Source organism: Leisingera sp. ANG-Vp (genome assembly GCF_000813725.1).
Taxonomy (GTDB): Bacteria; Pseudomonadota; Alphaproteobacteria; order Rhodobacterales; family Rhodobacteraceae; genus Leisingera.
In genome coordinates, this window is sequence record NZ_JWLD01000007.1 from 105556 (window position 1) to 126749 (window position 21194).

A 21194-nucleotide genomic window follows, 5' to 3' on the forward strand; every position below is an offset into this window, starting at 1 on the left:
AATTACCCAATGGGGCCGGGAAGGGGAAGGCGGATTTTGCCGCAAACGGTCCGTCTGGGGCTGCCGGAGCGCTATTGGGTATTTAAGACCAGAAAGAAGCGGCAAGATTCCGTTAACCAGAATCGGCGCACTCTCCTTATGCGGTACAGGCTGGGGAGCCGATGACCGCACCAGGAAGAAGCTGCCCTTGCTCCTGGCAGGATTATCCCCTGGCGGACGGACGGCCAGCGGGCAAGGGCGCTTCGCTTGTGGCTTCTTTCTGGTCAAAATACCCAAATCCCGCGCCGCAGGCGCTGAAACCAGCGCGCGCCCGCGGGCGCGCACCGCTAAGCTCCAGTTACAGCTTGTCCAGCGCTTCGTGCAGCTTTTCCAGTTCGCCATCGTGCATCGAAATCGCTTGCGCCTTGTAGGGGAAGTTTTTGGCGCGTACCTCCGATTGGAATTCCTGCAGCGCCTCGACCCGCTCCTGGTACATCTGCTTGTGCAGCCGGCCGAGATCGCGGAAGGCATGGGCGTGGCGCGGCGGGTTGTCCGCTTCGCCGCAGATGTCAGCCATGAACAGGAAGATCACGTCGCCTGCGTTGCCGGAGCCCAGCGAGATGGTGACGATGGAGGTGCGGTCGTTCAAGAGCCGCAGGGTATCCTCGGCCACGCACTCAATCTCGCAGGCAAAGGCGCCGGCGTTCTCATAGCTCTTGAAGGTCTCGTGGATCTGCATCGCCTCTTCCGCGGTGCGGCCAAAGGCGCGCAAACCCCCGCACCAGTGGCTGAGCGAGGGCACCAGCCCCATATGCACCTGCACCGGGATGCCCTCCTTGGCCAGCATCTCCACCACGTCATAGGAGCGGTTGGTGAAATACATGTCGGCGCCGTTTTCCATGCAATCGATGGCGTGGCGCATGATTTCATCCTTGGTGGCGAACTGGCCCCAATTCATCGCGGTGCCGGCAAAGTGGGTGGGGGCGATTTCCCGCGCCATCTCCAGATGCACGTCCCACAGCGTCAAGAGATCGATGCCCGCATCGACGCAGGCCCGGATTTCCGCCTCGTTGGCCGGGTTGCACATGGTCAGGCGCTTGCCGGTTTTCTTGAGGTCGATCAGGTCCTTGACCGTATAGTTGCGTTGCGCCGGGCGGCGGCCGAAGGTGTAGATGTTTTTCATGTTCATCCCCTGTTGTTCAAAAAGGAAAGCCGGGCCATTCAGGCCCGGCAATGTGTGCTGTTAGGCGTGGTTACTCGGCAGCCCAGATCTTGCGGCGGCGTTCCTTAACCATTTCGTTGCCCTCGTCGGTGCCGTCGTGGAAGGTGTTGAACCACTCGTCCCAGGGCGTCTCCCAGGTGCCGTAGTTGCAGTCGAAGAACCTGTGGTGCAGCTGGTGGAAGAAGTCGCCGACCAGGAATTTCGCCTTATTGCCGAACTTGATGTTCTCGAAGCCTGCGTGCGAGGTCGGAGCTCCGATGCCGTGGTGGAACAGCAGAAACAGGGCCAGAACCGGGTGCGAGGGCAGCAGGAAGAAGATCATCGTGTCGAACATCAGGAAGAAGCTTTCCACCGGGTGCATCGCCAGGCCGGACCAGGGGCCGGTGTTGATGTTGCGGTGATGCCAGGCATGGACCTTGGTATAAAGCACGCCCACATGCAGCAGCCGGTGCAGCCAGTAGAAGTGGAAGCCTGCCCAGATCGGGATGAAGATGGTCATCAGGAGGAAGGTGACCGGATTGCCGTCCAGCGTGATCATGGTGACCCAGCCGTTGGCATAGGCATAAAGGATGAAGCTTTCCCAGAAGGTCCAGAAGGTGAGCGCCGGGCCAAGCGTCCAGAACATGTTGTCCCAAACCTGGTTCTTGAAGGTGAAGACCTTGGCGCCTTTCATCATCGGGCGCATGTCATATCGGTACTCATCGGCTTGCGTCCGGAACTTCCACAAGGCCAGATGCAGCCCGCCGGCCACCACCATCAGGATGCAGAAGTTGCGGAACCAGATCTCGGCCACCCAGTCCCAGCTGAGCGTTGCGATCCGGTCCAGCGACGGGGTGAAGAAATTCCAGGTGATGATGGCAAAACCCAGCAGCAGCGCCCGCAGCGCCAGCGGGTTCCAGCTTTGCAGCAGGTATTTGATCGAGGCCAGCGGCCTCAAAGGCCAGTCCCAATAGGGCGAGGTCTGGATCGGCAGCTGCGGGGTGAAGTTCCAAATTTTGCGCTTGGGGCGCGGTGCGTTGGCGGGACTTGTCATGTCTCGTCTCTCATCTGGCTGGTGGGGTGAGGCTGCGCGAAGACGCATCTCTGTTCGCTGGCTGGAAGCTTAGGGTGACGGCGGCAAATCCCAGCACGGTATGTCTTGCCGGTTAGGCTAAGTTCAGCTTAGCCTGCTTCTATGGCGACACGGATTCCCTCACTCAACTGGCTGCGCGTGTTCGAAGCGGCGGCGCGCACCGAAAGCTTTGCCCGGGCGGCGGCGCAGCTGAACATGTCGGCCGCTGCGGTCAGCCAGCAAGTGAAGGCGCTGGAGACGCAGCTGGGCACGCCGCTGTTTCAGCGCCATGCCCATGCGGTGACGCTGACCGAGGCGGGGCGGGCTTATCTGCCCTCAGTGCAGCAGTCGCTCTTGATGCTGGAGACCGCCACCACGGGGTTGTTCGGGGAAAGCCGTGAGCAGCGGCTGTTTGTGCAATCGGTGCTGCTGTTTGCCCATGGGGTGCTGGCGCGGGGGCTGCCGGACTTCCAGGCGACGCATCCTCAGGTCAATCTGGCGCTCAGCACCGGCAATATGGCGGCGGATTTTGCCAACCGGTTCACCGACTTGCAGATCGTCTTCGGCAATCCGGCGCTGTTTGGCACCGAAAGCGACGAACTGCTGCGGGAGGTACTGTATCCGATGGCGCCGCCGGAAATCGCGGCGCAGATCGCCGCTCCGCAGGATCTGTTTCAGTTTCCGCTGATCGAAGTCTCCACCCACCGCGCCAGCTGGGTGCAGCTGTTTGAGCATCTACGGCTGCCGCATGGGCAGGCGCGCTACTTCTTTGCCGACAATTCGCTGATGGCCGCGGAACTGGCGGCGCAGGGGGGTGGTATTGCGCTGGCCCGGGCGCCAGCATCTGACGCCGCAATGAAAGCAGCTGGTCTAGTACCCTGCCTGCCCGGGGTGTCGGTGCCGGGGCAGGAGGCCTATCATCTGATCTATCCCGACCGTGGTGCAATGCGTCCGGCGGCCAAGCTGTTCCGGGATTGGCTGCTGGACTACGTGCGGACGGTTTGAAACCGAGCAGCGGAGGGCAGCGCCTTCCCAGGGGGAAGGTCAGGCGCTGCCCGGCGTGCCGCCGGGCGGTACATTGGTGACTGGCAGCGTCTACTGCCCGGTCCGGTCAAGCTTGGTTGCCAGATGGATCAGGCTTTCCGACGACCGCACTCCGCGTGCCTCCGCGATGCGGTCGATGGTCTCGTCCAGTTCAGCCGTGCTTTGCGCCACCACCTGGGCCAGCAGGTCGAACCGGCCCGAGGTGGTATGCACCACCTCCACCCCCGGCAGGCTGCGCAGGCGGGCAAGCACCTCCGGGCCTGACCGCGGCTCGATCGACATCAGCACCGTCGCCTGCAGCGGCGGCCGGGCGGCGGCGGAGGATTTGAGGGTATAGCCGGTGATCACGCCGGTGGACTCCAGCCGCTCGATCCGCGCCTGAACAGTGGTGCGGGCGAGGCCCAGATGGCGGGCAAGCTCCGCCACCGGGCGGCGGGCGTTTTCGCGCAGCAGGGTGACAAGGCGCTGATCGGTGTCGTCTGTTTGCATGTTTTACCTGCGATATGACGAAAGTTTTCGTCACTATAGGCGAAGTGCCAAGCGATATCGACGGGAATTTCCCGGAAAATATGTAAAACGAATGAGGGTTACCCGATGCAGCAGATTCCTCCGCTTTGGCTTTCGCCTGAATCCCACCTGGCCCGCAGCGCGCCGGATCATCCGATCCTGTATTTCTCGCCGCGGGTCCTGCACGAGGTGGCACGGCGGTTCCGCAGCGGGTTTCCTGGGCTGGTGACCTATGCGGTGAAGGCCAACCCGCACCCCGCTGTTTTGTCCAATCTGGTGGCGGCGGGGATCACTGCATTTGATGTGGCCTCGCCCGCTGAAATGGAGGCCGTGCGTGCCGCCAGCCCCGACGCGGTGATGCACTACAACAACCCGATGCGGTCGGAGGCAGAGATCGCTGCCGGGATCGAGCATGGTGTAGCCAGCTGGTCGGTGGATGAGCTGAGCGAATTGGAGAAGCTGGACGCGGTGCCGCGCTCCTGCGAGCTGGCGGTGCGCTTTGCCCTGCCAGTGGCGGGGGCGGCTTATGACTTTGGCAGCAAATTCGGGGCTGCGCCGGAAGAGGCTGTGGAACTGCTGAAGCAGGTGGCAGCCAAGGGCTGGACCCCGGCGTTGTGCTTCCACCCCGGCACCCAGTGCGAGGATGAGGCGGCTTGGGTGGAGTATATCTACGCGGCCAAGAAGATCGTCGATGATGCGGGTGTTCAGATTGCCCGGCTGAACGTCGGCGGCGGATTTGCCGCGAACCGCGATGGCGAGGCGCCCGATCTGGAGAAGGTCTTTGCCGCAATAGAAAAGGCGGCGGACAAGGCTTTTGGCACAGACCGTCCCACCCTGATCTGCGAGCCGGGCCGGGCAATGGTTTCCGAAAGCTTCACTCTCGCTGCGCGCATCAAGGGGATGCGCAAGGACGGCGAGGTCGTATTCCTGAACGATGGTATCTATGGCGGGCTGGTGGACATCCGCGATATGGGTCTGCCGGGCCGGGTGGAGGTGGTGTCCTCCGGCGGCAAGCATCGTGAGGGCGACCGCAAGCCGCGGGTGGTCTTCGGGCCGACTTGCGACAGCCTTGACCGGCTGCCCGACGGGCTGCCGCTGCCTTGTGATGCGGCGACGGGCGACTATGTACTGTTCCCGGGGCTTGGCGCCTATTCCTCGGCCATGAGCACGCAGTTCAACGGCTACGGCCTCAGTGACGTGGCGACGGTGATTGAGCTGGCTGGACAACCGGCCAGCTAACAGTAGTCTCGCCCCCGGACACCAGCCAGCGCGGGACAGGGGGCGAGCATGGAAAAATTCGGAAAAAGCCAGCCGGTGAAACGGGTTGAAGACACCCGTTTCCTGACCGGCCAGGGGCGCTACATCGAGGACGCCGCCCCTACTGGGTCCCTGCGCGCCTGGGTGCTGCGCAGCCCGGTGGCGCATGGGATGATCGCGGCGCTGAATGTGGAGGACGCCCGCGAGTGCGATGGCGTCCATCTGGTGATTACTCTCGCGGATCTGGAAGCGGCTGGCATTGATGTTTCCATGGACGGGGCAACGGTCAAGAACCGGGACGGCTCGGACGGCGCTTCGCCGGAGCGGCCGATGCTGGCGCGCGGCCGTGTCCGCTATGTGGGCGAGCCGGTTGCGGTGGTTATCGCGGATACTCTGGAGCAGGCGCGGGACGCGGGCGAGCTGATCGAGCTGGATATTGATGACCTGCCGGTGAAGATGGATGTGAAGCCGGGCGGGGAAGCGCTGCATGATGATGTCCCGGACAACAAGGCCTTTGATTGGGGCACGGGGGATGAGGTGGCGACGGAAGAAGCGTTCCGGAGCGCTGCCCATACTGTTGCGCTGCAGGTTGAGGACAACCGGATCATCGTGAACTCGATGGAACCGCGCGGCTGTTTTGCCGAATGGGAAGACGGCCGGCTGCACTTCTGTTTCGGCGGGCAGGGGGTCTGGGGGCTGAAGTCCCAGATGTCTGCCAAGCTGGGACTGGATGAGGCGGATGTGAAAGTCACCATCCCCGACGTCGGCGGCGGCTTTGGCATGAAGGCCTTTGCCTATCCGGAGTATTTCGCCGTGGCCCATGCCGCCCGCACCCTTGGCCGTCCCGTGTTCTGGATTGCAGACCGCACCGAGGCGATGCTGAGCGACAATGGCGGCCGCGATCTGACCTCGCTGGCGGAGCTGGCCTTTGACGATGATCTGAAGATCACCGCTTACCGGGTGACAACCCGCTGCAACCTTGGCGCCTATAACGCGCATTTCGGGCAGCCGATCCAGACCCAGCTGTTCAGCCGGGTGCTGGCAGGCGTCTATGACATCCAGACCGCTTGGCTGCAGGTGGAGGGGATCTATACCAACACCACACAGGTGGATGCCTACCGCGGCGCCGGGCGGCCGGAGGCGATTTATGTCCTGGAGCGCGTCATGGACCGGGCCGCGCGCGAATTGGGCGTGGACCCCTGGGAGCTGCGGCGGCGCAACTTCATCAAACCTGCGGCGTTCCCCTATGGGACCGTGACCGGGGAGACCTATGATGTGGGGGATTTTAGCAAAGTCTTAGCCCGGGCCGCGCAAGAGGCTGATATTGCGGGATTCGCGGCCCGGCGCGCCGCAGATGGTAAACGCGGCAAGTACCGGGGCGTGGGCTTGTGTTACTATATCGAAAGCATTTTGGGCGATCCTTCAGAAGGCGCGGAAGTGGAGTTTCTGGAGGAGGGCCGGGTGAACATCTATGTCGGCACGCAAAGCAACGGGCAGGGGCATGAAACCGTCTATGCCCAGTTCCTTGCCGACCAGAGCGGTATCCCGGCAGAGAATATCCAGGTAATCCAGGGCGACAGCGACCGCATCGCCCAGGGCGGCGGCACCGGCGGCTCGCGCTCGGTCACCACCCAGGCCAATGCCACCCTGGCTGCGGTAGATGCGATGATTGCCGCCTTTACGCCCTTCCTGGCAGAGGAAATGGGGGTTGCGGAAGATGCGGTCGAGTTTGACGGCGAAACCTTCCGGGCGCCCGGGTCAAACCTGACGCCCACCATGCTGGAAGCCGCAGAGATGGCCCGCGCGCAAGGGCGGCTCGATCTGCAGCGTCACGCGGCGCGGGCCCGGCTGCCGGGGCGCTCGTTTCCGAACGGCGCCCATGTTGCCGAGGTCGTGATCGATCCGGAGACTGGGCATTCCGCCGTGGAGCGCTACACTGTAGTTGACGATTTTGGTAATCTGATCAACCCGATGCTGGCCGAGGGTCAAGTGCATGGCGGGGTTGCGCAGGGACTGGGACAGGCCATGCTGGAGCGCGTCGTCTATGATGAGGACGGCCAGCTGCTCACGGCATCGTTCATGGACTATGCCTTGCCGCGTGCGGACGGCGTCCCCATGATTGGATTTACCTCCGAGCCGGTGCCTTCGACACAGAACCCGATGGGGATGAAAGGCTGCGGCGAGGCGGGCACCGTTGGCGCGCTGGCTGCTGTGGCAAACGCGGTGCAGGACGCGGTCTGGGACCGCGGCGTGCGGCAGGTGGATATGCCGTTCACCCCGCTGAAGATTTGGGAAGTGCTTAGGGATGTTTCTGACGCAGCTGAGTAAACGGGTTTTAGGGTGGCTGGGACGGCCGCTGCGCTCGGAGCATTCCGGCGAAACCAAGCTGCGCGGGCCGCATGCCCATGTGATCATCCTGGACGGCACCATGTCGACGCTGGACGAAGGCCATGAAACCCATGCCGGGCAAGCCTACAAGCTGTGCCGGGAGATGGGCGGGCAGGTCTCGGTCTTCTATGAATCCGGCGTGCAATGGAAAGGCTGGGGCAGCGCGCCGGATGTGATGATGGGGCGCGGCATCAACCGGCAGATCCGCCGCGCCTATGGCTATCTGGCCTCGCGCTACCGGCCCGGCGACAAGATCTATTTGCTGGGCTACTCCCGCGGTGCCTATGCGGTGCGCTCGCTGGCGGGTGTCATTGACCGCATTGGCCTGCTGACGGCGGAGCACGCCACCGTCCGCAATATCCGCACCGCCTACCGCCATTACCGGCTGAACGGGCGGTCCAGGACTGCGGGCGCGTTTACCAAAGCGCACTGCCATGACGAGGTGGAAATCGAAATGGTCGGCGTCTGGGATACCGTCAAGGCGCTGGGCCTGCGGCTGCCGCTGTTGTGGCGCTGGGCGGAGAACCGGCACAATTTCCACAACCACCATCTGGGCCACCACGTCAAAAGCGGCTTTCACGCGCTGGCAATGGATGAGACACGCGATGTGTTCAAACCGGTGCTGTGGGATTGCCCCGAAGGCTGGACCGGCCGGATGGAACAGGTCTGGTTCCGCGGCGCCCATGGCGATATCGGCGGCCAGCTTGGCGGCTACGAAGAGGCCCGTCCCAAGGCCAATCTTTCCCTGGTCTGGATGCTGGAAAAGGCAGAGGACCGCGGCCTGCCGCTGCCGCTGGACTGGCGGATGCGGTTCCCGGTGGATCCCAGTGCCCCATCGGTCGGCACTTGGCGGGGCTGGGGCAAGATCTTCCTGCTGCGCAGCCGCCGCAGGGTCGGGCTGGACGGCAGCGAGCGTCTGCACAGTAGCGTCAGCGCCGCTTCGGAAAAAGGGGCGGCTGCGGCCTGGGGAGCGACGGCTTCCAAGACCTGATGGTCCGCTTCCATGCGCTGATGCAGTAAGGATTATAGAACGTCAGGCAGTTCCGGCTCGGGTGTGCTGGCGTGCGGGGAAAAGAGTACACGTTGTCCGCCTTCCCGCGCCGTTTCATTGAAATGCCCTATGTAGTACAGGTTTTCATAGAAACGAGACTGCGGGTATCCGTTCTTGGATGGAGGCGGCCCTGGTGTTCTTACTTCACTTGCTTTCCGACACAGAATGGGGCTGGGCTGCTCAACACCCACACGGTTCAAGTCAAAGCTGAAGCAGCCGGCCTGCCATTCGTGGAGCACATAGATGCCGGAGCCGTGCAGATAGAGGTTTGATCCGCGCCACCACCCCGTGTCTCCGTCCAGGCGTACTGTTTCGCTTTTCAACCCATTGGAGATGCGGAGTTGCCGGTGCCAATCGCTATGGATCCCAAACATGGCCCAAATCGACATACTGACCCGCTTGCCCGCTCCCAAGTCGGCGCGGGCTGTGTAAGCCCTGTAGTTGTAGGCCGCCAGAAGGGTCAAACAGGCAAGCAGTGCCAGAAATCCCCAGGAGAAAAGTCTGGTGTTCAATTTTTATTTCCTTGGCGGTGGCCAGAGGAGAAATCCATAGCCGCAATCTTAGCTGGAAACCTGCTGCTGCAGACGTTTCAGCGTTGCGGCCACAATCAGTTTATGGGCCGGGCGGACAGGGATCATATAGGCGCGGCCAAACCAGTTATGCGTCTTCACGGAGGACGTGACAGAGAGAACACCGCTGTTGCAAGTGATGCAGGTCATCACGTCCAGATGGCTGTCCCTCGCGGTGAGTGTCAGGACTGTGTCCGACACCGCTTCCACCAGGAAGAAATCCAGCTTGTCTCCGGCTTGAACAGATGTGCGCGGCTGGCCGGAAAAACCGCCGATGCGTTTGACACCGAAGCAGGCCGAGACCGTGTCCCGCAGCCAGAAGGCCAGTTTCATGCCCGGGAGCGGCCGGGCGTGCATCAGGTTCCAGGCTTCCAGCGGTGTCAGCGGCTTGGGCAGGACAACAGATTGAGTGTCCAGGAAGTCCAGCTCATTGGCCGGTGCCAGAACTTGGATGCGGGCGGTGGCGGCGCGGGCAAAGCTGCTGGGGGGCATGGCCGGTCCCTTTCCGGAAAGGTGTTTGCAAGCCGCAGCATATAGGCATGCAGACGGGCAGCAAGGCCGGAGTCGGTGCTGTTACCGGGGGGTGATCTGCATCACGATGCAAGTGGTGGAGCCAGTGGCATAAAGATGGCCGTCTTCAACCCCGCGCAGTTCGCCATGAGCGACGCCGGTGGAGCGGCCCACGTGGTCAATGGTGCCGGTGCAGTCGATCTGAGTGCCCAGCGGGATCGGCCGCAGAATGTTGATCTTGTATTCCAGCGTTGTGTAGACCGAGCCCTGCGGCACCTTGGTCATCACCGCGCAGGCCATGGCGCTGTCCAGAAGAGTGCCGTACCAGCCGCCGTGCACGGTGCCCATCGGGTTGCAGACATGGAATTCCGGCGTGCCGCGGAACACCACCTGGCCGTCTTCAACGGAATGCAGATGATAGCCCAGCGTCTCTGCAATTGGCGGACCGGGCAGGCGGCCGTCCAGAATGCCTTGCATGAACGCGAGCCCGGAGATCCGGGTGATCTGCTCCATTGTCAGCAGGTCGGCGGGTTTTGTGGCGTAGTACATGGCGCGCGGGTCCTTGGCGGGAAACTCCCCTCCATTAGAAACCGCGCAGCCATGGGTGCAACGCTTACGCCACGTTCGACAGCGCCACCTTGGGCGTGATGCCTAGGGCAAAGCAGACGTCGCGGGTCAGTTCGGGCCGGTTCAGCGTGTAGAAATGCAGCTTGTCCACGCCGCCCTCCATCAGGTCCGAGCACAGCTCGGTGCAGATCGCAGTGGCCAGCAGTTCTTCGCGGTCATCTCGCAGGGCTTTGTCAAAGGCGTTCTCGACCCAATCGGGGATGATGGTGCCGCAGCGCTTGGCAAAGTTGCGGGCGCCTTTCCAGTTCTCAATCGGCAGGATGCCCGGTGTCAGCTTGCTGCCGTCGATCCCGGCCTTCTCGCAGGCATCGCGGAAGCGGAAGAAGGTCTCGGCCTCGAAGAAGAACTGGGTCAGGGCTTCATCCGCACCCGCATCCAGCTTGCGCTTCAGCCATTCCACATCGGCGGACTGATCGGCGGCCTCCGGGTGGCGGTCCGGGTAGGCGCCGACCTTGATGTTGAAATCGCCGCGCGCTTTCAGACCCTTGATCAGCTCGACCGAGTTGGCAAAGCCGTCGGGATGCGGGGTGAACTTGCCTTCGCCCTTGGGCGGGTCGCCGCGCAGCGCGACGATTTCAGTCACGCCGGCCTCGGCAAACTGGTCCGCGATCTCCAGCGTTTCCGCCTTGGAGGCGTTCACGCAGGTGAGATGCGCGGCCACGTTCAGGCCGGAGGATTTGTGCAGCGTCGCCACCGCATCGCGGGTCAAGGTGCGGGTGGTGCCGCCTGCGCCATAGGTCACGGACACAAACCGCGGGTCCATCGGGGCGAGGACTTGCACGGTGTCCCAAAGCCGGAAGGAGGCTTCGAGATTCTGCGGCGGGAAGAATTCAAAGGAAATCTTGGGCGTCGTCATCTCAGGTCTCTCGCTAGGTTGATTTCGCCCCTTGTTGCATTTGCGGCATTGTGAGACAATTTCATAATTCTCAAGAACAACATGAGCGTTTCTGTAAGATGCACATCGAATTCCGCCATCTCCGCACCATCAAGGCCATCCATGAGGCCGGCGGGCTGGCCAGGGCTGCGGAGCAGCTGAACATCACCCAAAGCGCGCTGAGCCATCAGGTAAAGGGGCTGGAGGATCAGGCCGGAGTGGAGCTGTTCATCCGCCGCTCCAAGCCGATGAAACTATCGCCGGCGGGGCTGCGCCTCTTGCGGCTGGCGGAGCAGGTTTTGCCGCAAGTGGAGGCAGCGCAAGCGGAATTTTCATCTCTGCGCGAAGGCAACACCGGCCGGATGCATATCGCCATCGAGTGCCACGCCTGTTTCGAATGGCTGTTCCCGGTGCTGGAAGGCTTCCGCAAGAACTGGGGGGACGTGGACGTGGACATCCGCCCGGGGCTGGCCTTTGATGCGCTGCCTGCGCTGCAAAAGGAGGAGGTGGATCTGGTGGTCTCTTCCGACCCCGAGGACATTGCCGGCGTCGAGTTTATCGAGCTGTTTGATTACAATGCGGTGTTTGTTGCCTCGGCCCAGCATCCCCTGGCGGAGAAACCGTTTGTGGTGGCAGAAGATTTCGTGGGCCAGAATCTGATCACTTACCCGGTGGAGAAAACTCGGCTGGATGTGTTCAGCCAGCTGCTGATCCCGGCAGGGGTGGAGCCGGCCTCGATCCGGCAGGTGGAGCTGACGGCGGTGATCCTGCTGCTGGTGGCCTCAAACCGCGGCGTGTCGGTGCTGCCGGACTGGGTGGTGCGCGAGGTGAAGTATTCTTCGGACTATGTCACCCGGCCGCTGACCAAATCGGGCATCACCCGGCGGCTGTATGCGGCGATCCGGGTGGAAGACCGCGAGAAGCCCTATATGCAGGAGCTGATCCGCCTGGCCAAGGTCGAGGCGCGCAAGCTGCAGCATCAATAGGCGGGGCGCGTGGCGAAGCGCGGAGCGGCCTGGCGCCGTTCCGGCTTCCGTGCCCGCTCCGTGCGGTTGCGCAATTCTGCGGCCGTGCGGCCGGGATCAGACCAGCTTGACGATCTGCTTGCCGGTATTGCCGCCCTGCATCATCGACAGGAAAGTCTTGGGCGCGTTCTCAAGGCCTTCAGCGATGTCTTCAAGATACTTGACCTCGCCGCTGACGATCTTGGGGGCCACTTCGCGCAAGAAATCGCCATAGCGGTCGTAGTGATTGAAGATGATGAAGCCATTGACCGACAGGAACTTGGTCAGCACCGAGCGCCAGATGGCGGGCGCCGTCAGCGCGGTTTCGGCGCTGTTGTACCAGGCGATCATGCCGCAAACCGGGATGCGCCCGAAGTTGTTCATCAAGGGCAGAACCGCTTCCAGCACCTTGCCGCCGACGTTTTCGTAATAGATGTCGATGCCGCCCGGGCACTCCGCCGCCAGCGCCTCGCTGAGCGCTTCGGAGCTGGCATAAGCGCGGTGATCGAGGCAGGCGTCAAAGCCGAAGGTCTCGACCGCCAGCCTGCACTTGTCCGCGCCGCCCGCGACGCCGACGACGCGCAGGCCTTTCTGCTTGGCCAGCTGCCCGACCATTGATCCGACCGGGCCTGTTGCGGCAGCAACCACCAGTGTCTCGCCCGCTTGAGGCTTCCCGTATGCGTCCAAGCCATGCCAAGCGGTAAACCCCGGCATGCCGAGAACGCCTAGCGCGGTGGTGAGCGGTGCCATGTCCGGGTCCAGCTTGCGGATCTCCGAGGCCTTGGCGCAGGCATGGCTGGCCCAGCCGAACATGCCCAGGGCAAAGTCGCCGGGCTGGAAATCCGGGCTGTTCGAGGCGATCACTTCGCCGACGCCGCCCGCGGTCATGGTCTCTCCCACCTCGACCGGGTCGGCATAGGATTTGCCTGCGTTCATGCGGCCGCGCATGTAGGGGTCCAGCGACATATAGTGAACTTTTACAAGCACTTCGCCTTCGCCGGGCCGGGGCATGTCCAGGGCTTCAAGGCGGAAGTTCTCTTCGCTGGCCTGCGCTTCGGGGCGGCTTGCCAGCACAATGCGCTGCATCTGTCCGGTCATGGGGGATTCCTTTATTTGCTTGCGCTGGAGTTTGTGCCCCGCTTGCAGGGAATACAACTGGCGCAACAGCCCTTACGGCACGTCAAAGCTGTTCGGCTCATATCGGCAAAGCCTCTTGGCAAGCCGGGGCAGGGGGCGTATAGGCACGCATTGACCCGGCATCTCCCCGACCTGACAGGATTCTGCAGACATGATTGGCAGCGCAAACCTCAATGTGATGATCAAGGCCGCCCGCAAGGCAGGCCGTTCCCTGGTGAAAGACTTCCGCGAGGTGGAGAACCTGCAGGTCTCGATGAAAGGCGCAGGGGATTTTGTATCCAAGGCCGACATCGCCGCCGAGAAGATCATCAAGGATGAGCTGCGCAACGCCCGCCCGACCTATGGCTGGATCGCGGAAGAGGGCGGTGAGATCGAAGGCGAGGATCCGACCCGCCGCTGGATTGTCGATCCGCTGGACGGCACCACCAACTTCCTGCATGGGCTGCCGCACTGGGCGATCTCCATCGCACTGGAGCACAAGGGCAAGATTGTTGCCGGCGTGGTCTATGACGCCGCCAAGGACGAGATGTTCTTTGCCGAAAAAGGCGCCGGTGCCTGGATGAACGACACCCGTATCCGCGTGTCGGGCCGCCACCGGATGATCGAGTCCATCTTTGCAACCGGCGTGCCGTTTGGCGGCCGCTCCGACCTGCCGATGACCCTGCAGGATCTGGCCCGCCTGATGCCTGCCTGCGCCGGCGTGCGCCGCTGGGGCTCTGCCGCGCTGGACATGGCCTATGTGGCTGCTGGCCGCTATGAAGGTTTCTGGGAGCGCCGCCTGAACGCCTGGGATCTGGCCGCAGGCATCATCATCGTGAAAGAGGCGGGCGGCCTGGCCGAAGCCATCGACCCGGAAGCGGGCATCATCGACAGCGGCTCCGTCGTCTGCTCGAACGAGCCGATCTTCGAGAACTTCGCCAAGGTGATCCGCGGCTGATTAGCCCGGAAAACTGAGAGTTTGAAACGCGGCCATTGCGCCGCGTTTTTTGTTTCCTGTGATGGGGTGAGGGCTGCACCCGAGCCTGGGAGGGGGCGCATGCGCCCTCCCGTGGAGAGGGTCGGGCGCAGCCCGGCTTTCAGCCGGGCGGAAGGTTATTGCTGATCCGACGGATGGTTCACTCCGTCGTTCCAGGGGATCTCGCCATAGGTCTCCGGGTGTGTCCGCGGATTGGCGCCTTCGATACAGCCCAGGTTGACCCCGCATTCCGTGGGGTCGGAACGGCGCTGGTGGTGGGTGTAGATGCCGCAGGTCTTGCAGAAATAGTGTTTCGCCGTATGGGAGCCCCAGGTGTAGAGGCTGAGGTTCTCCGCCCCCTTCAGCACCTTCAGGCTGGCAGCAATGGCAGTGACGGCAGCCGCCCCGCGGCGGCGGCAAAAGGAACAGTCGCAGCGCGCGGCAGAGGCGAGGCCTTGGGGGAAGTCCGCCTCGATTTCAACAGCGCCGCAATGGCAGGTAGCGTTCAGGTGGGTCACTCTAGGTTCCTTTCCTGGCTGAATGTGAGTTGTGCCTTCAATATTTCCCCATAAAATCTTCGTGTGCAGCTCTACCATCCCCTAACCCCGATGCCCGTCGGGGTAGCGGCCTGCGTGTTATCCAGTTGCCTGTTCCCTTGGTTCCGCAGGCCGCTTTTCCTGAACACAGCTATTGGATGCAGAAGGCTGCATGAGGTCTTACTTCCCCCACGGCCCCGGACGCGGCTTCTTGCGCGGCAGCTTGGGGATGCGGCTGGCGGAGTATTCGTACTCGTTCTCCGGATGCGGCGGCAGCCCGTGGGTCTTGTTCCAGAACGAAGGGCCTCCGCGGCGCAGCCAGAGGGGCAGGCAGAGGACCAGGCCTACCGCAAAGCCGCCGGCATGGGCCCAATAGGCAACGCCGCCCTGGTCGGGGTCGGAGCCGAGGCCTCCGAAGAACTGCATTGCCAGCCACAGGCCCAGCATGACAAAGGCGGGGATGGTGAAGATGCGGAAATAGATGATCAGCACCAGGAGGATATCGACGCGGGCCTTTGGGAACATCAGAAGATAGCCGCCCATGACACCGGCTATGGCGCCGGAGGCGCCGACAGTGGGCACCCAGGAGCCGGGAGCCGAGTACACATGGATCAACCCGGCGCCGATGCCACTGGCGAGGTAGAAGGCGAGGAAGGGGAGATGGCCCATCTCATCCTCCAGGTTGTCGCCGAAGATCCATAGGAACAGCATGTTGCCGCCCAGGTGCATCAGCCCTGCATGGATGAACATGGAGGTGAACAGGGTCTCAAATCCGTAGCCGTTGCTGATCTCGGCCGGAACCACCGCGTAGGCGTCATAGAACACGGCGAGTGCGCGGGGGGAGGCATAGCTGGCTGAATAGTAGAAATAGGCTAGGATGTTCGCCGCCATCAGCGCGTAGACGACATAGGGCGTGCGGCCGGACGGGTTGTGATCTCGGATCGGAAACATGGGTGAACGCTGGGCCGGAAACGGCCCAGCGTCAAGCACTTATCGGATGCGCCTCAGGCGTTGCCGCCCAAGAGCTGCGCATTGCCGCCGGAGGCGGTGGTGTCGACGCAGACGTGGCGCTCGGCGAGGACGCGGGCGCGGTCGGGTTTGCCGGGGATCAGCGGGGTGATCGGGCCGTTACGCTTGGCCAGCGCCTGCTCGATTTCCCGTCCGGTGGTCTCGTCGCCCCACCACAGCACGCCGGCAATGCCTTCAATGGTTTCCAGCCGGTGCAGGTCGAACATGCCGTCGGCCTTCATCGCGGTGCCGCCCAGGCTGATGACTTCCCTGGCCTGCGCCTCAGCCGCCTCGGCGCCCGGCCCCATGCACAGAAGCGGCGGGCGGGCGGAGAGGGTCAGGCGGTTCGACTCGCCGGTCGGGCCGGGCAGGGTGGTGGTCACCGGCTGTGCGGGCACGCCGCTGACAGCAGGCACCGCAGAGGTGGCAGTTTCCCACTGGCCGCTGCTTTGCTGCCGGTCCGGCGCGCAGAAGCGGCTGAGGTAGTCGGGGCCGCCCGCCTTGGGACCGGTGCCCGACAGGCCCTCGCCGCCAAAAGGCTGGCTGCCGACGATGGCGCCGATCTGGTTGCGGTTCACATAGAGGTTGCCCGCATGCACCCGGTCGCAGACATGCTGCACCCGGTCGTCGATGCGGGTGTGCAGACCAAATGTGAGCCCGTAGCCGGTGGCGTTGATGTCGTCGATGATCTTGTCCAGTTCCTGGGACTTGAAGCGCACCACATGCAGGACCGGGCCAAAGATCTCTTCTTCCATCCAGGCGATGTCCGGGATTTCGATCAGGGTCGGGCCGACAAAGGTGCCGGCCTGCGGCGGCCGGATTTCCTTCAGCACCCGGCCTTCGGAACGGGCCTTGGCGATATGGGCCAGGATGCCGGAGCGCGCCTTGCCGTCGATCACCGGGCCGCTGTCGGTGCTGAGGTGCCAGGGGTCGCCCACATGCAGCAGGTCCATGGCGCCCTGCAGCATCTCCAGCACGTTATCGGCGATATCGTCCTGCAGGTAGAGGCAGCGCAGGGCCGAACAGCGCTGGCCCGCGGATTGGAAAGCGCTTTCGACAACCGATTGCACCGCTTGTTCCGGCAGCGCGGTGGAGTCGACGATCATCGCATTCAAGCCGCCGGTCTCGGCCACCAGCGGCGCACCGGGGCGCATGGTGTCGGCCATGGTGGCGCGGATGCGCATGGCGGTGGCGGTGGAGCCGGTGAAGCTGACGCCAGCAACCCGCGCATCACCGGTGATGGCAGCGCCGACCTTGGAGCCGCGGCCGGGCAGCAGCTGCAGCGCATTGCGCGGCACGCCGGCCTCATGCAGCAGCTGCACCGCACGGTGGGCCACCAGCGGGGTGGGGTCGGCGGGCTTGGCAAGAACGCCGTTGCCGGTGGCCAGCGGTGCCGAGATCAGGCCGGTGAAGATCGCCAGCGGGAAGTTCCAGGGCGAGATGGACGAGATCACGCCTGCGGGTTCCGCATCGGGGATGCGGGCGGCGTAATAGCGCAGGAAGTCCACCGCCTCGCGCAGCTCGGCCACCGCGTCGGGGATGGTCTTGCCGGCCTCGCGGGCGAGGATGGCAAACAGCTCGCCGAAGTTTTCTTCGTAAAGGTCGGCGGCCTTGTTCAGCACCGCGGCGCGCTCGCTGGCCGGGGCAGCCCAGGGCGCAGCGGCGGCCAGTGCGGTTTCCAGATCGGCGCTGGAGCAATAGCGCACCTTGCCCACCGCACTGAGGTCGGCGGGGTTGGTCACATCCAGCGGCGCCTCGGGCTGGGCCTCGCCTGCAATCAGCGGCCCGGCTTCCCAGGTGTGGCTCCGCCAGGGCGCGCGGGCCTCTTCGATCCGGGCCAGCGTTGGAGCATGGCCGAGGTCGAACCCTTTGGAGTTAGGGCGCTCCGGGGCGTAAAGTTCCGGTCCGGTCGGGATCTTGCGGGTGATGTCTGCAACCTCTGCAAAGGGATCAGCGGCGACCTCCTCCGGCGGCACGTTCTCATCCACGATCTGGTTCACAAAGGAAGAGTTGGCGCCGTTCTCCAGCAGGCGGCGCACCAGATAGGCCAGGAGGTCGCGGTGGGCGCCGACCGGCGCGTAGATCCGGCAGTTGGTCTTGTTCTGCTCCAGCACCATGCCGTGCAGCGTTTCGCCCATGCCATGCAGGCGCTGGAATTCGTAAGCAGCATTATCGATGCCTTCGGCCATATGCAGGATGGCGGAGACGGTGTGCGCGTTGTGGGTGGCGAACTGCGGATAAATGCGGTCCGTCAGCCCCAGCAGCTTGCGGGCGTTGGAGATATAGGACACATCGGTCAGCGCCTTGGAAGTGAAGACCGGGAAGCCGTCGACGCCTTCAACCTGGGCGCGCTTGATCTCGGTGTCCCAATAGGCGCCTTTCACCAGCCGCACCATGAAGCGGCGGTCGTATTTCTCGGCCATCTCATGCAGCGCGTCAATCGCCAGCCCGGTGCGCGGGCCGTAAGCCTGTACCACCACGCCAAAGCCGTCCCAGCCCGCCAGAGCCGGGTCCGAGACCACGGCGTCAATGACTTCCAGCGACAGCGACAGCCGGTCGGCTTCCTCTGCATCCACATTCAGGCCCATCTTGGCCGCCTTGGCCAGCAGCGCCAGCGCCTTCAGGCGTGGCACTAGATGTTCCATCACGCTGTCTTCCTGCGCCAGCTCATAGCGTGGGTGCAGGGCGGAGAGTTTCACTGAAATGCCAGGGTTCTTGCGGATGTCGTCGCTGTTGCAGGCGGCGGCAATGGCCGAGATCGCCTTGGAATAGGCCAGGTGGTAACGGGCGGCATCCGCCTCGGTGCGGGCAGCCTCGCCCAGCATGTCGTAGGAATAGGTATAGCCCTTGGCCTCCATCCCGGCGGCGCGGTCCATGGCGCTTTCGATGCTTTCGCCCAGCACGAACTGGCGACCCATTTCCTTCATCGCGCGGCTGACGGCGGTGCGGATCACCGGCTCGCCCAGGCGCTTGATGGCGCCGCGCAGGGCACCGATGGGGCTGCGCTCCTCGTCCAGCACCTTGCCGGTCAGCATCAGCGCCCATGTGGAGGCGTTGACCAGCGAGGAGGTGGATTTGCCCAGGTGCTTGCCCCAGTCTGAGGGGGCGATCTTGTCCTCGATCAGCGCGTCGATGGTGTCGGCGTCAGGCACGCGAAGCAGCGCCTCGGCCAGGCACATCAGCGCCACACCCTCGTCGGTCGACAGCCCGTATTCGGCCAGGAACACCTCCATCAGCCCAGGCGCCGAGTGGCCGCGGATGTCGCGCACCAGGGCGGCGGCGTTGGCGCAGATACGGGCGCGGTCTGACTCGGTGAGGGCGGCCTGGGCAATCAGCTGGTCGCGGACCGCGGTCTGGTCGGCATAGGTTCCGGCATCAATCCGGTGGCGCAGTTGGGTCGGGGTGGTCATGCAGGTAACTCCACAGAAGGTGTGCAGGGCTTTTGCTTAGGATACACCCTTTCAGGCGGGACAATTGCCTAAAGGTGCGTTATACGTAGGTCAAAGTCGTAAAACTACCAGCGGATGGCAGTCCAAATGAACTCTGCAGATCTTGACCGGTTCGACCGCGCGATTCTGAATGTGCTGGCGGAGGACGGCCGGATCTCCATTGCCGACCTCGCCCGCAGGATCGGCCTGTCCAAAACCCCGACGCAGACCCGCCTGCGGCGGCTCGAGGCGGATGGCATCATTACTGGCTACAGGGCGCTGGTGGATCCGATCCGGCTGGGGCTGGACCACGTCGCCTTTGTCGAGGTCAAACTGAACGACACCCGCGAGGCCGCGCTGGCCAAGTTCAACGCAGCGGTGGCCAAACTGCCGGAGATCGAGCAAGCCCATATGATGGCCTCGCATTTCGACTATCTGCTGAAAGTGCGCACAGGATCGATGACCGATTACAGGGCGGTGCTGGGCGAGAAGATTTCTTCGCTGCCGCATGTGGCCTCGACCTCCACCTATGTGGCGATGGAAGCGGTGAAGGAAGACGGGGCAATGGGCCCGCTGTAACCCTGCGCACGGCCAGTTGACTTGATCGCCCGCGTAATTGTGCCAGCATAAGGGTATGCTGCTATCACCGCTCCAAGATCCGTTTCGATCCTCTGTCGCCGCCGCTGCGGCTGCTTGCGTACTGGCTGCCGCCTCTGCTGCCAGTGCGGAATGTCCGGCCGCACCTGACCACAGCACGCCGCTGGACGCGCTGCTGAGCGAGGTCCAGCAGGCCGAAACAGAAGGCCAGGCGCGCGAGATCGCCGGCAGAATGTGGGAGCTTTGGGCGGATGCCCCGGATGAGCAGTCGCAGGAAATACTGAACCGCGGCATGACCCGGCGGTCGTCTTTCGATTTTCTTGGTGCGCTGGAGGATTTCAATCAGCTGATTGCCTATTGCCCGGACTATGCCGAAGGCTACAACCAGCGTGCCTTTGTGCATTACCTGCGCCGGGACTTTGCTTCTGCCCTGGTTGACCTGGACAAGGCCCTGGAACTGTCGCCCCGCCATATTGCCGCAATGAGCGGCCGGGCGCTGTCGCTTTATGGCCTGTCACGGCTGGAGGAGGCGCGTGCTGCCCTGGCTGAAGCGCTGGCACTGAATCCCTGGCTGCCGGAACGCCATCTCGCGGATCCGGGCGGCCCGCTTGCACTGCCTGGCGCCGGGGATGTGGAGCTGTAGCAGCGACCGCATGACGGGAAAAAATCTCCGTAAACTCTGAAAACCGATTGTCCGCACTTAAACAGGAGGCTAGACCTGCGCCCAGGGAGCCGTGTTCCGGCCCCAGTGCGGACGTGGTGGAATGGTAGACACCGGAGACTTAAAATCTCCTGGCCTTATGGCCGTGCGGGTTCGAGTCCCGCCGTCCGCACCATTGATTTCAAAGGAAAAATTGAGAGATTGGCGGCGCCGCAGTATGAGGCGAAACCTGAGCGCTCCCACTTTCGACTCCCACATCCTGTTTTGTATTCGTTCTGTTCCATTCTCATTTCCGGCGTTGCTGGACTGCACGGGAGAGGGCTTTCCGGCTCGCATTTTTTCGGTAGTAGGCGACCATTTCGAGGCTCTGGTTGGTTACGGATTGGATCTCGGCGTCACTGCAGCCAGCCTCCGCAAGCCGTATGATTGCTAGTTTCCGCAGGCCATGAAGCACATATTTCTTGGCCGAAGGCCCAAGACTTTCCCGCCAGTTTCGGAAAGCCGAGGAAACGGCGTAATACCCCCGCGGCTGGGTCAGGTTCTTTGCAAGCACGTGAGCCCCTTGGCAAGGGGCTTCTTCAATGAATCGGCGCAACCGCGCTGTGCGGCTGCGCACTCTCCAGCGCATGGCGGAGAAGGCCGAGACCATGGGGAACACGGTGCTGGCAAAGGGTCTGCTGGAGCAGGCTGCGAAGGAAGTGGGCAACGCTTACACGAACCGCCGGGAACTTTCAGGGCCGAAGGGTGGGCCGATGCAGGTGAGGACATTGGCTGATTTCTATGGCGGGG

General features: G+C 63.3%; 20 protein-coding genes and 1 tRNA gene. 10 read left to right on the forward strand and 11 right to left on the reverse strand.

The genetic code is table 11. The annotated features are described in order from the left end of the window. Window positions 1-337 precede the first annotated feature (337 nt). Both RA20_RS03570 and RA20_RS03575 read right to left on the reverse strand, forming a co-directional pair. Window positions 338-1162, reverse strand: coding sequence for a 3-methyl-2-oxobutanoate hydroxymethyltransferase (locus tag RA20_RS03570; protein ID WP_039124740.1), 825 nt, complete (start codon window positions 1160-1162; stop codon window positions 338-340). 70 nt (window positions 1163-1232) lie between these two features. After that, window positions 1233-2234: a sterol desaturase family protein gene (locus RA20_RS03575; RefSeq protein ID WP_039124698.1), complete on the reverse strand. Its 1002-nt coding sequence runs from the start codon at window positions 2232-2234 to the stop codon at window positions 1233-1235. 141 nt (window positions 2235-2375) lie between these two features. Here RA20_RS03575 and RA20_RS03580 point away from each other — a divergent pair, with 141 nt between their 5' ends. Then, window positions 2376-3257, forward strand: a complete 882-nt coding sequence (locus tag RA20_RS03580; protein WP_039124699.1) for a LysR family transcriptional regulator — start codon at window positions 2376-2378, stop codon at window positions 3255-3257. A 90-nt stretch (window positions 3258-3347) separates the two neighbouring features. On the opposite strand, the gene RA20_RS03585 is transcribed toward RA20_RS03580, so the two are convergent. Next, the gene (locus tag RA20_RS03585; RefSeq protein ID WP_039124700.1) at window positions 3348-3785 is read right to left on the reverse strand and encodes an Lrp/AsnC family transcriptional regulator; all 438 of its coding nucleotides are present in this window, start codon (window positions 3783-3785) and stop codon (window positions 3348-3350) included. Window positions 3786-3890: 105 nt separating this feature from the next. Between RA20_RS03585 and RA20_RS03590 the strand changes: the two genes are divergently transcribed. The 3 genes from RA20_RS03590 to RA20_RS03600 are packed head-to-tail and all read left to right on the forward strand — an operon-like array spanning window position 3891 to window position 8439. After that, entirely contained in the window at window positions 3891-5042 is a 1152-nt protein-coding gene (locus tag RA20_RS03590; protein ID WP_039124701.1) for a type III PLP-dependent enzyme, read from the forward strand. Window positions 5043-5090: 48 nt separating this feature from the next. Further along, the gene (locus tag RA20_RS03595) at window positions 5091-7388 is read left to right on the forward strand and encodes a xanthine dehydrogenase family protein molybdopterin-binding subunit (RefSeq protein ID WP_039124703.1); all 2298 of its coding nucleotides are present in this window, start codon (window positions 5091-5093) and stop codon (window positions 7386-7388) included. Next, window positions 7366-8439, forward strand: a complete 1074-nt coding sequence (locus RA20_RS03600) for a DUF2235 domain-containing protein (protein WP_039124704.1) — start codon at window positions 7366-7368, stop codon at window positions 8437-8439. Before RA20_RS03595 ends, RA20_RS03600 begins: the two co-directional genes overlap by 23 nt. A gap of 32 nt (window positions 8440-8471) precedes the next feature. Here RA20_RS03600 and RA20_RS03605 read toward each other — a convergent pair whose 3' ends face one another. The 4 genes from RA20_RS03605 to metF all read right to left on the reverse strand — a co-directional run bounded on the left by RA20_RS03605 (window position 8472) and on the right by metF (window position 11061). Continuing rightward, window positions 8472-9011, reverse strand: coding sequence for a hypothetical protein (locus RA20_RS03605; protein ID WP_039124706.1), 540 nt, complete (start codon window positions 9009-9011; stop codon window positions 8472-8474). Between the two features lie 48 nt (window positions 9012-9059). Continuing rightward, complete coding sequence (locus RA20_RS03610) at window positions 9060-9560, reverse strand: DUF2867 domain-containing protein (protein ID WP_052248805.1); 501 nt, start codon at window positions 9558-9560, stop codon at window positions 9060-9062. 81 nt (window positions 9561-9641) lie between these two features. Then, window positions 9642-10127 carry a PaaI family thioesterase gene (locus tag RA20_RS03615; RefSeq protein WP_039124708.1) on the reverse strand — a complete coding sequence of 162 codons (486 nt, stop codon included), beginning with the start codon at window positions 10125-10127 and terminating at the stop codon, window positions 9642-9644. Between the two features lie 64 nt (window positions 10128-10191). Further along, complete coding sequence (gene metF / locus RA20_RS03620) at window positions 10192-11061, reverse strand: methylenetetrahydrofolate reductase [NAD(P)H] (RefSeq protein WP_039124710.1); 870 nt, start codon at window positions 11059-11061, stop codon at window positions 10192-10194. A 98-nt stretch (window positions 11062-11159) separates the two neighbouring features. Here metF and RA20_RS03625 point away from each other — a divergent pair, with 98 nt between their 5' ends. Beyond that, entirely contained in the window at window positions 11160-12065 is a 906-nt protein-coding gene (locus tag RA20_RS03625; protein ID WP_039124711.1) for a LysR family transcriptional regulator, read from the forward strand. Between the two features lie 96 nt (window positions 12066-12161). Here the strand turns inward: RA20_RS03625 and RA20_RS03630 are convergent, their stop codons facing one another. Next, complete coding sequence (locus tag RA20_RS03630) at window positions 12162-13181, reverse strand: NADP-dependent oxidoreductase (protein ID WP_039124712.1); 1020 nt, start codon at window positions 13179-13181, stop codon at window positions 12162-12164. Window positions 13182-13371: 190 nt separating this feature from the next. Between RA20_RS03630 and RA20_RS03635 the strand changes: the two genes are divergently transcribed. After that, window positions 13372-14157, forward strand: a complete 786-nt coding sequence (locus RA20_RS03635) for an inositol monophosphatase family protein (protein ID WP_039124716.1) — start codon at window positions 13372-13374, stop codon at window positions 14155-14157. A gap of 155 nt (window positions 14158-14312) precedes the next feature. Here RA20_RS03635 and RA20_RS03640 read toward each other — a convergent pair whose 3' ends face one another. The 3 genes from RA20_RS03640 to putA form a co-directional block, all read right to left on the reverse strand. Beyond that, window positions 14313-14693, reverse strand: coding sequence for a GFA family protein (locus RA20_RS03640; RefSeq protein WP_039124717.1), 381 nt, complete (start codon window positions 14691-14693; stop codon window positions 14313-14315). 198 nt (window positions 14694-14891) lie between these two features. Further along, window positions 14892-15662, reverse strand: coding sequence for a rhomboid family intramembrane serine protease (locus RA20_RS03645; RefSeq protein ID WP_039124719.1), 771 nt, complete (start codon window positions 15660-15662; stop codon window positions 14892-14894). A gap of 53 nt (window positions 15663-15715) precedes the next feature. Continuing rightward, on the reverse strand, window positions 15716-19129 hold the full coding sequence (gene putA, locus RA20_RS03650; protein WP_039124721.1) for a bifunctional proline dehydrogenase/L-glutamate gamma-semialdehyde dehydrogenase PutA: 3414 nt from the start codon (window positions 19127-19129) through the stop codon (window positions 15716-15718). A 126-nt stretch (window positions 19130-19255) separates the two neighbouring features. Between putA and RA20_RS03655 the strand changes: the two genes are divergently transcribed. From RA20_RS03655 to RA20_RS03670, 4 genes are all read left to right on the forward strand, one after another. Beyond that, window positions 19256-19726, forward strand: coding sequence for an Lrp/AsnC family transcriptional regulator (locus tag RA20_RS03655; RefSeq protein ID WP_082017904.1), 471 nt, complete (start codon window positions 19256-19258; stop codon window positions 19724-19726). 55 nt (window positions 19727-19781) lie between these two features. After that, window positions 19782-20387, forward strand: coding sequence for a tetratricopeptide repeat protein (locus tag RA20_RS03660; protein ID WP_152618427.1), 606 nt, complete (start codon window positions 19782-19784; stop codon window positions 20385-20387). A gap of 107 nt (window positions 20388-20494) precedes the next feature. Beyond that, window positions 20495-20580, forward strand: a tRNA-Leu gene (locus RA20_RS03665). A gap of 406 nt (window positions 20581-20986) precedes the next feature. After that, the coding region (locus tag RA20_RS03670; RefSeq protein WP_039124723.1) for a hypothetical protein at window positions 20987-21194 on the forward strand (208 nt) is incomplete at its 3' end.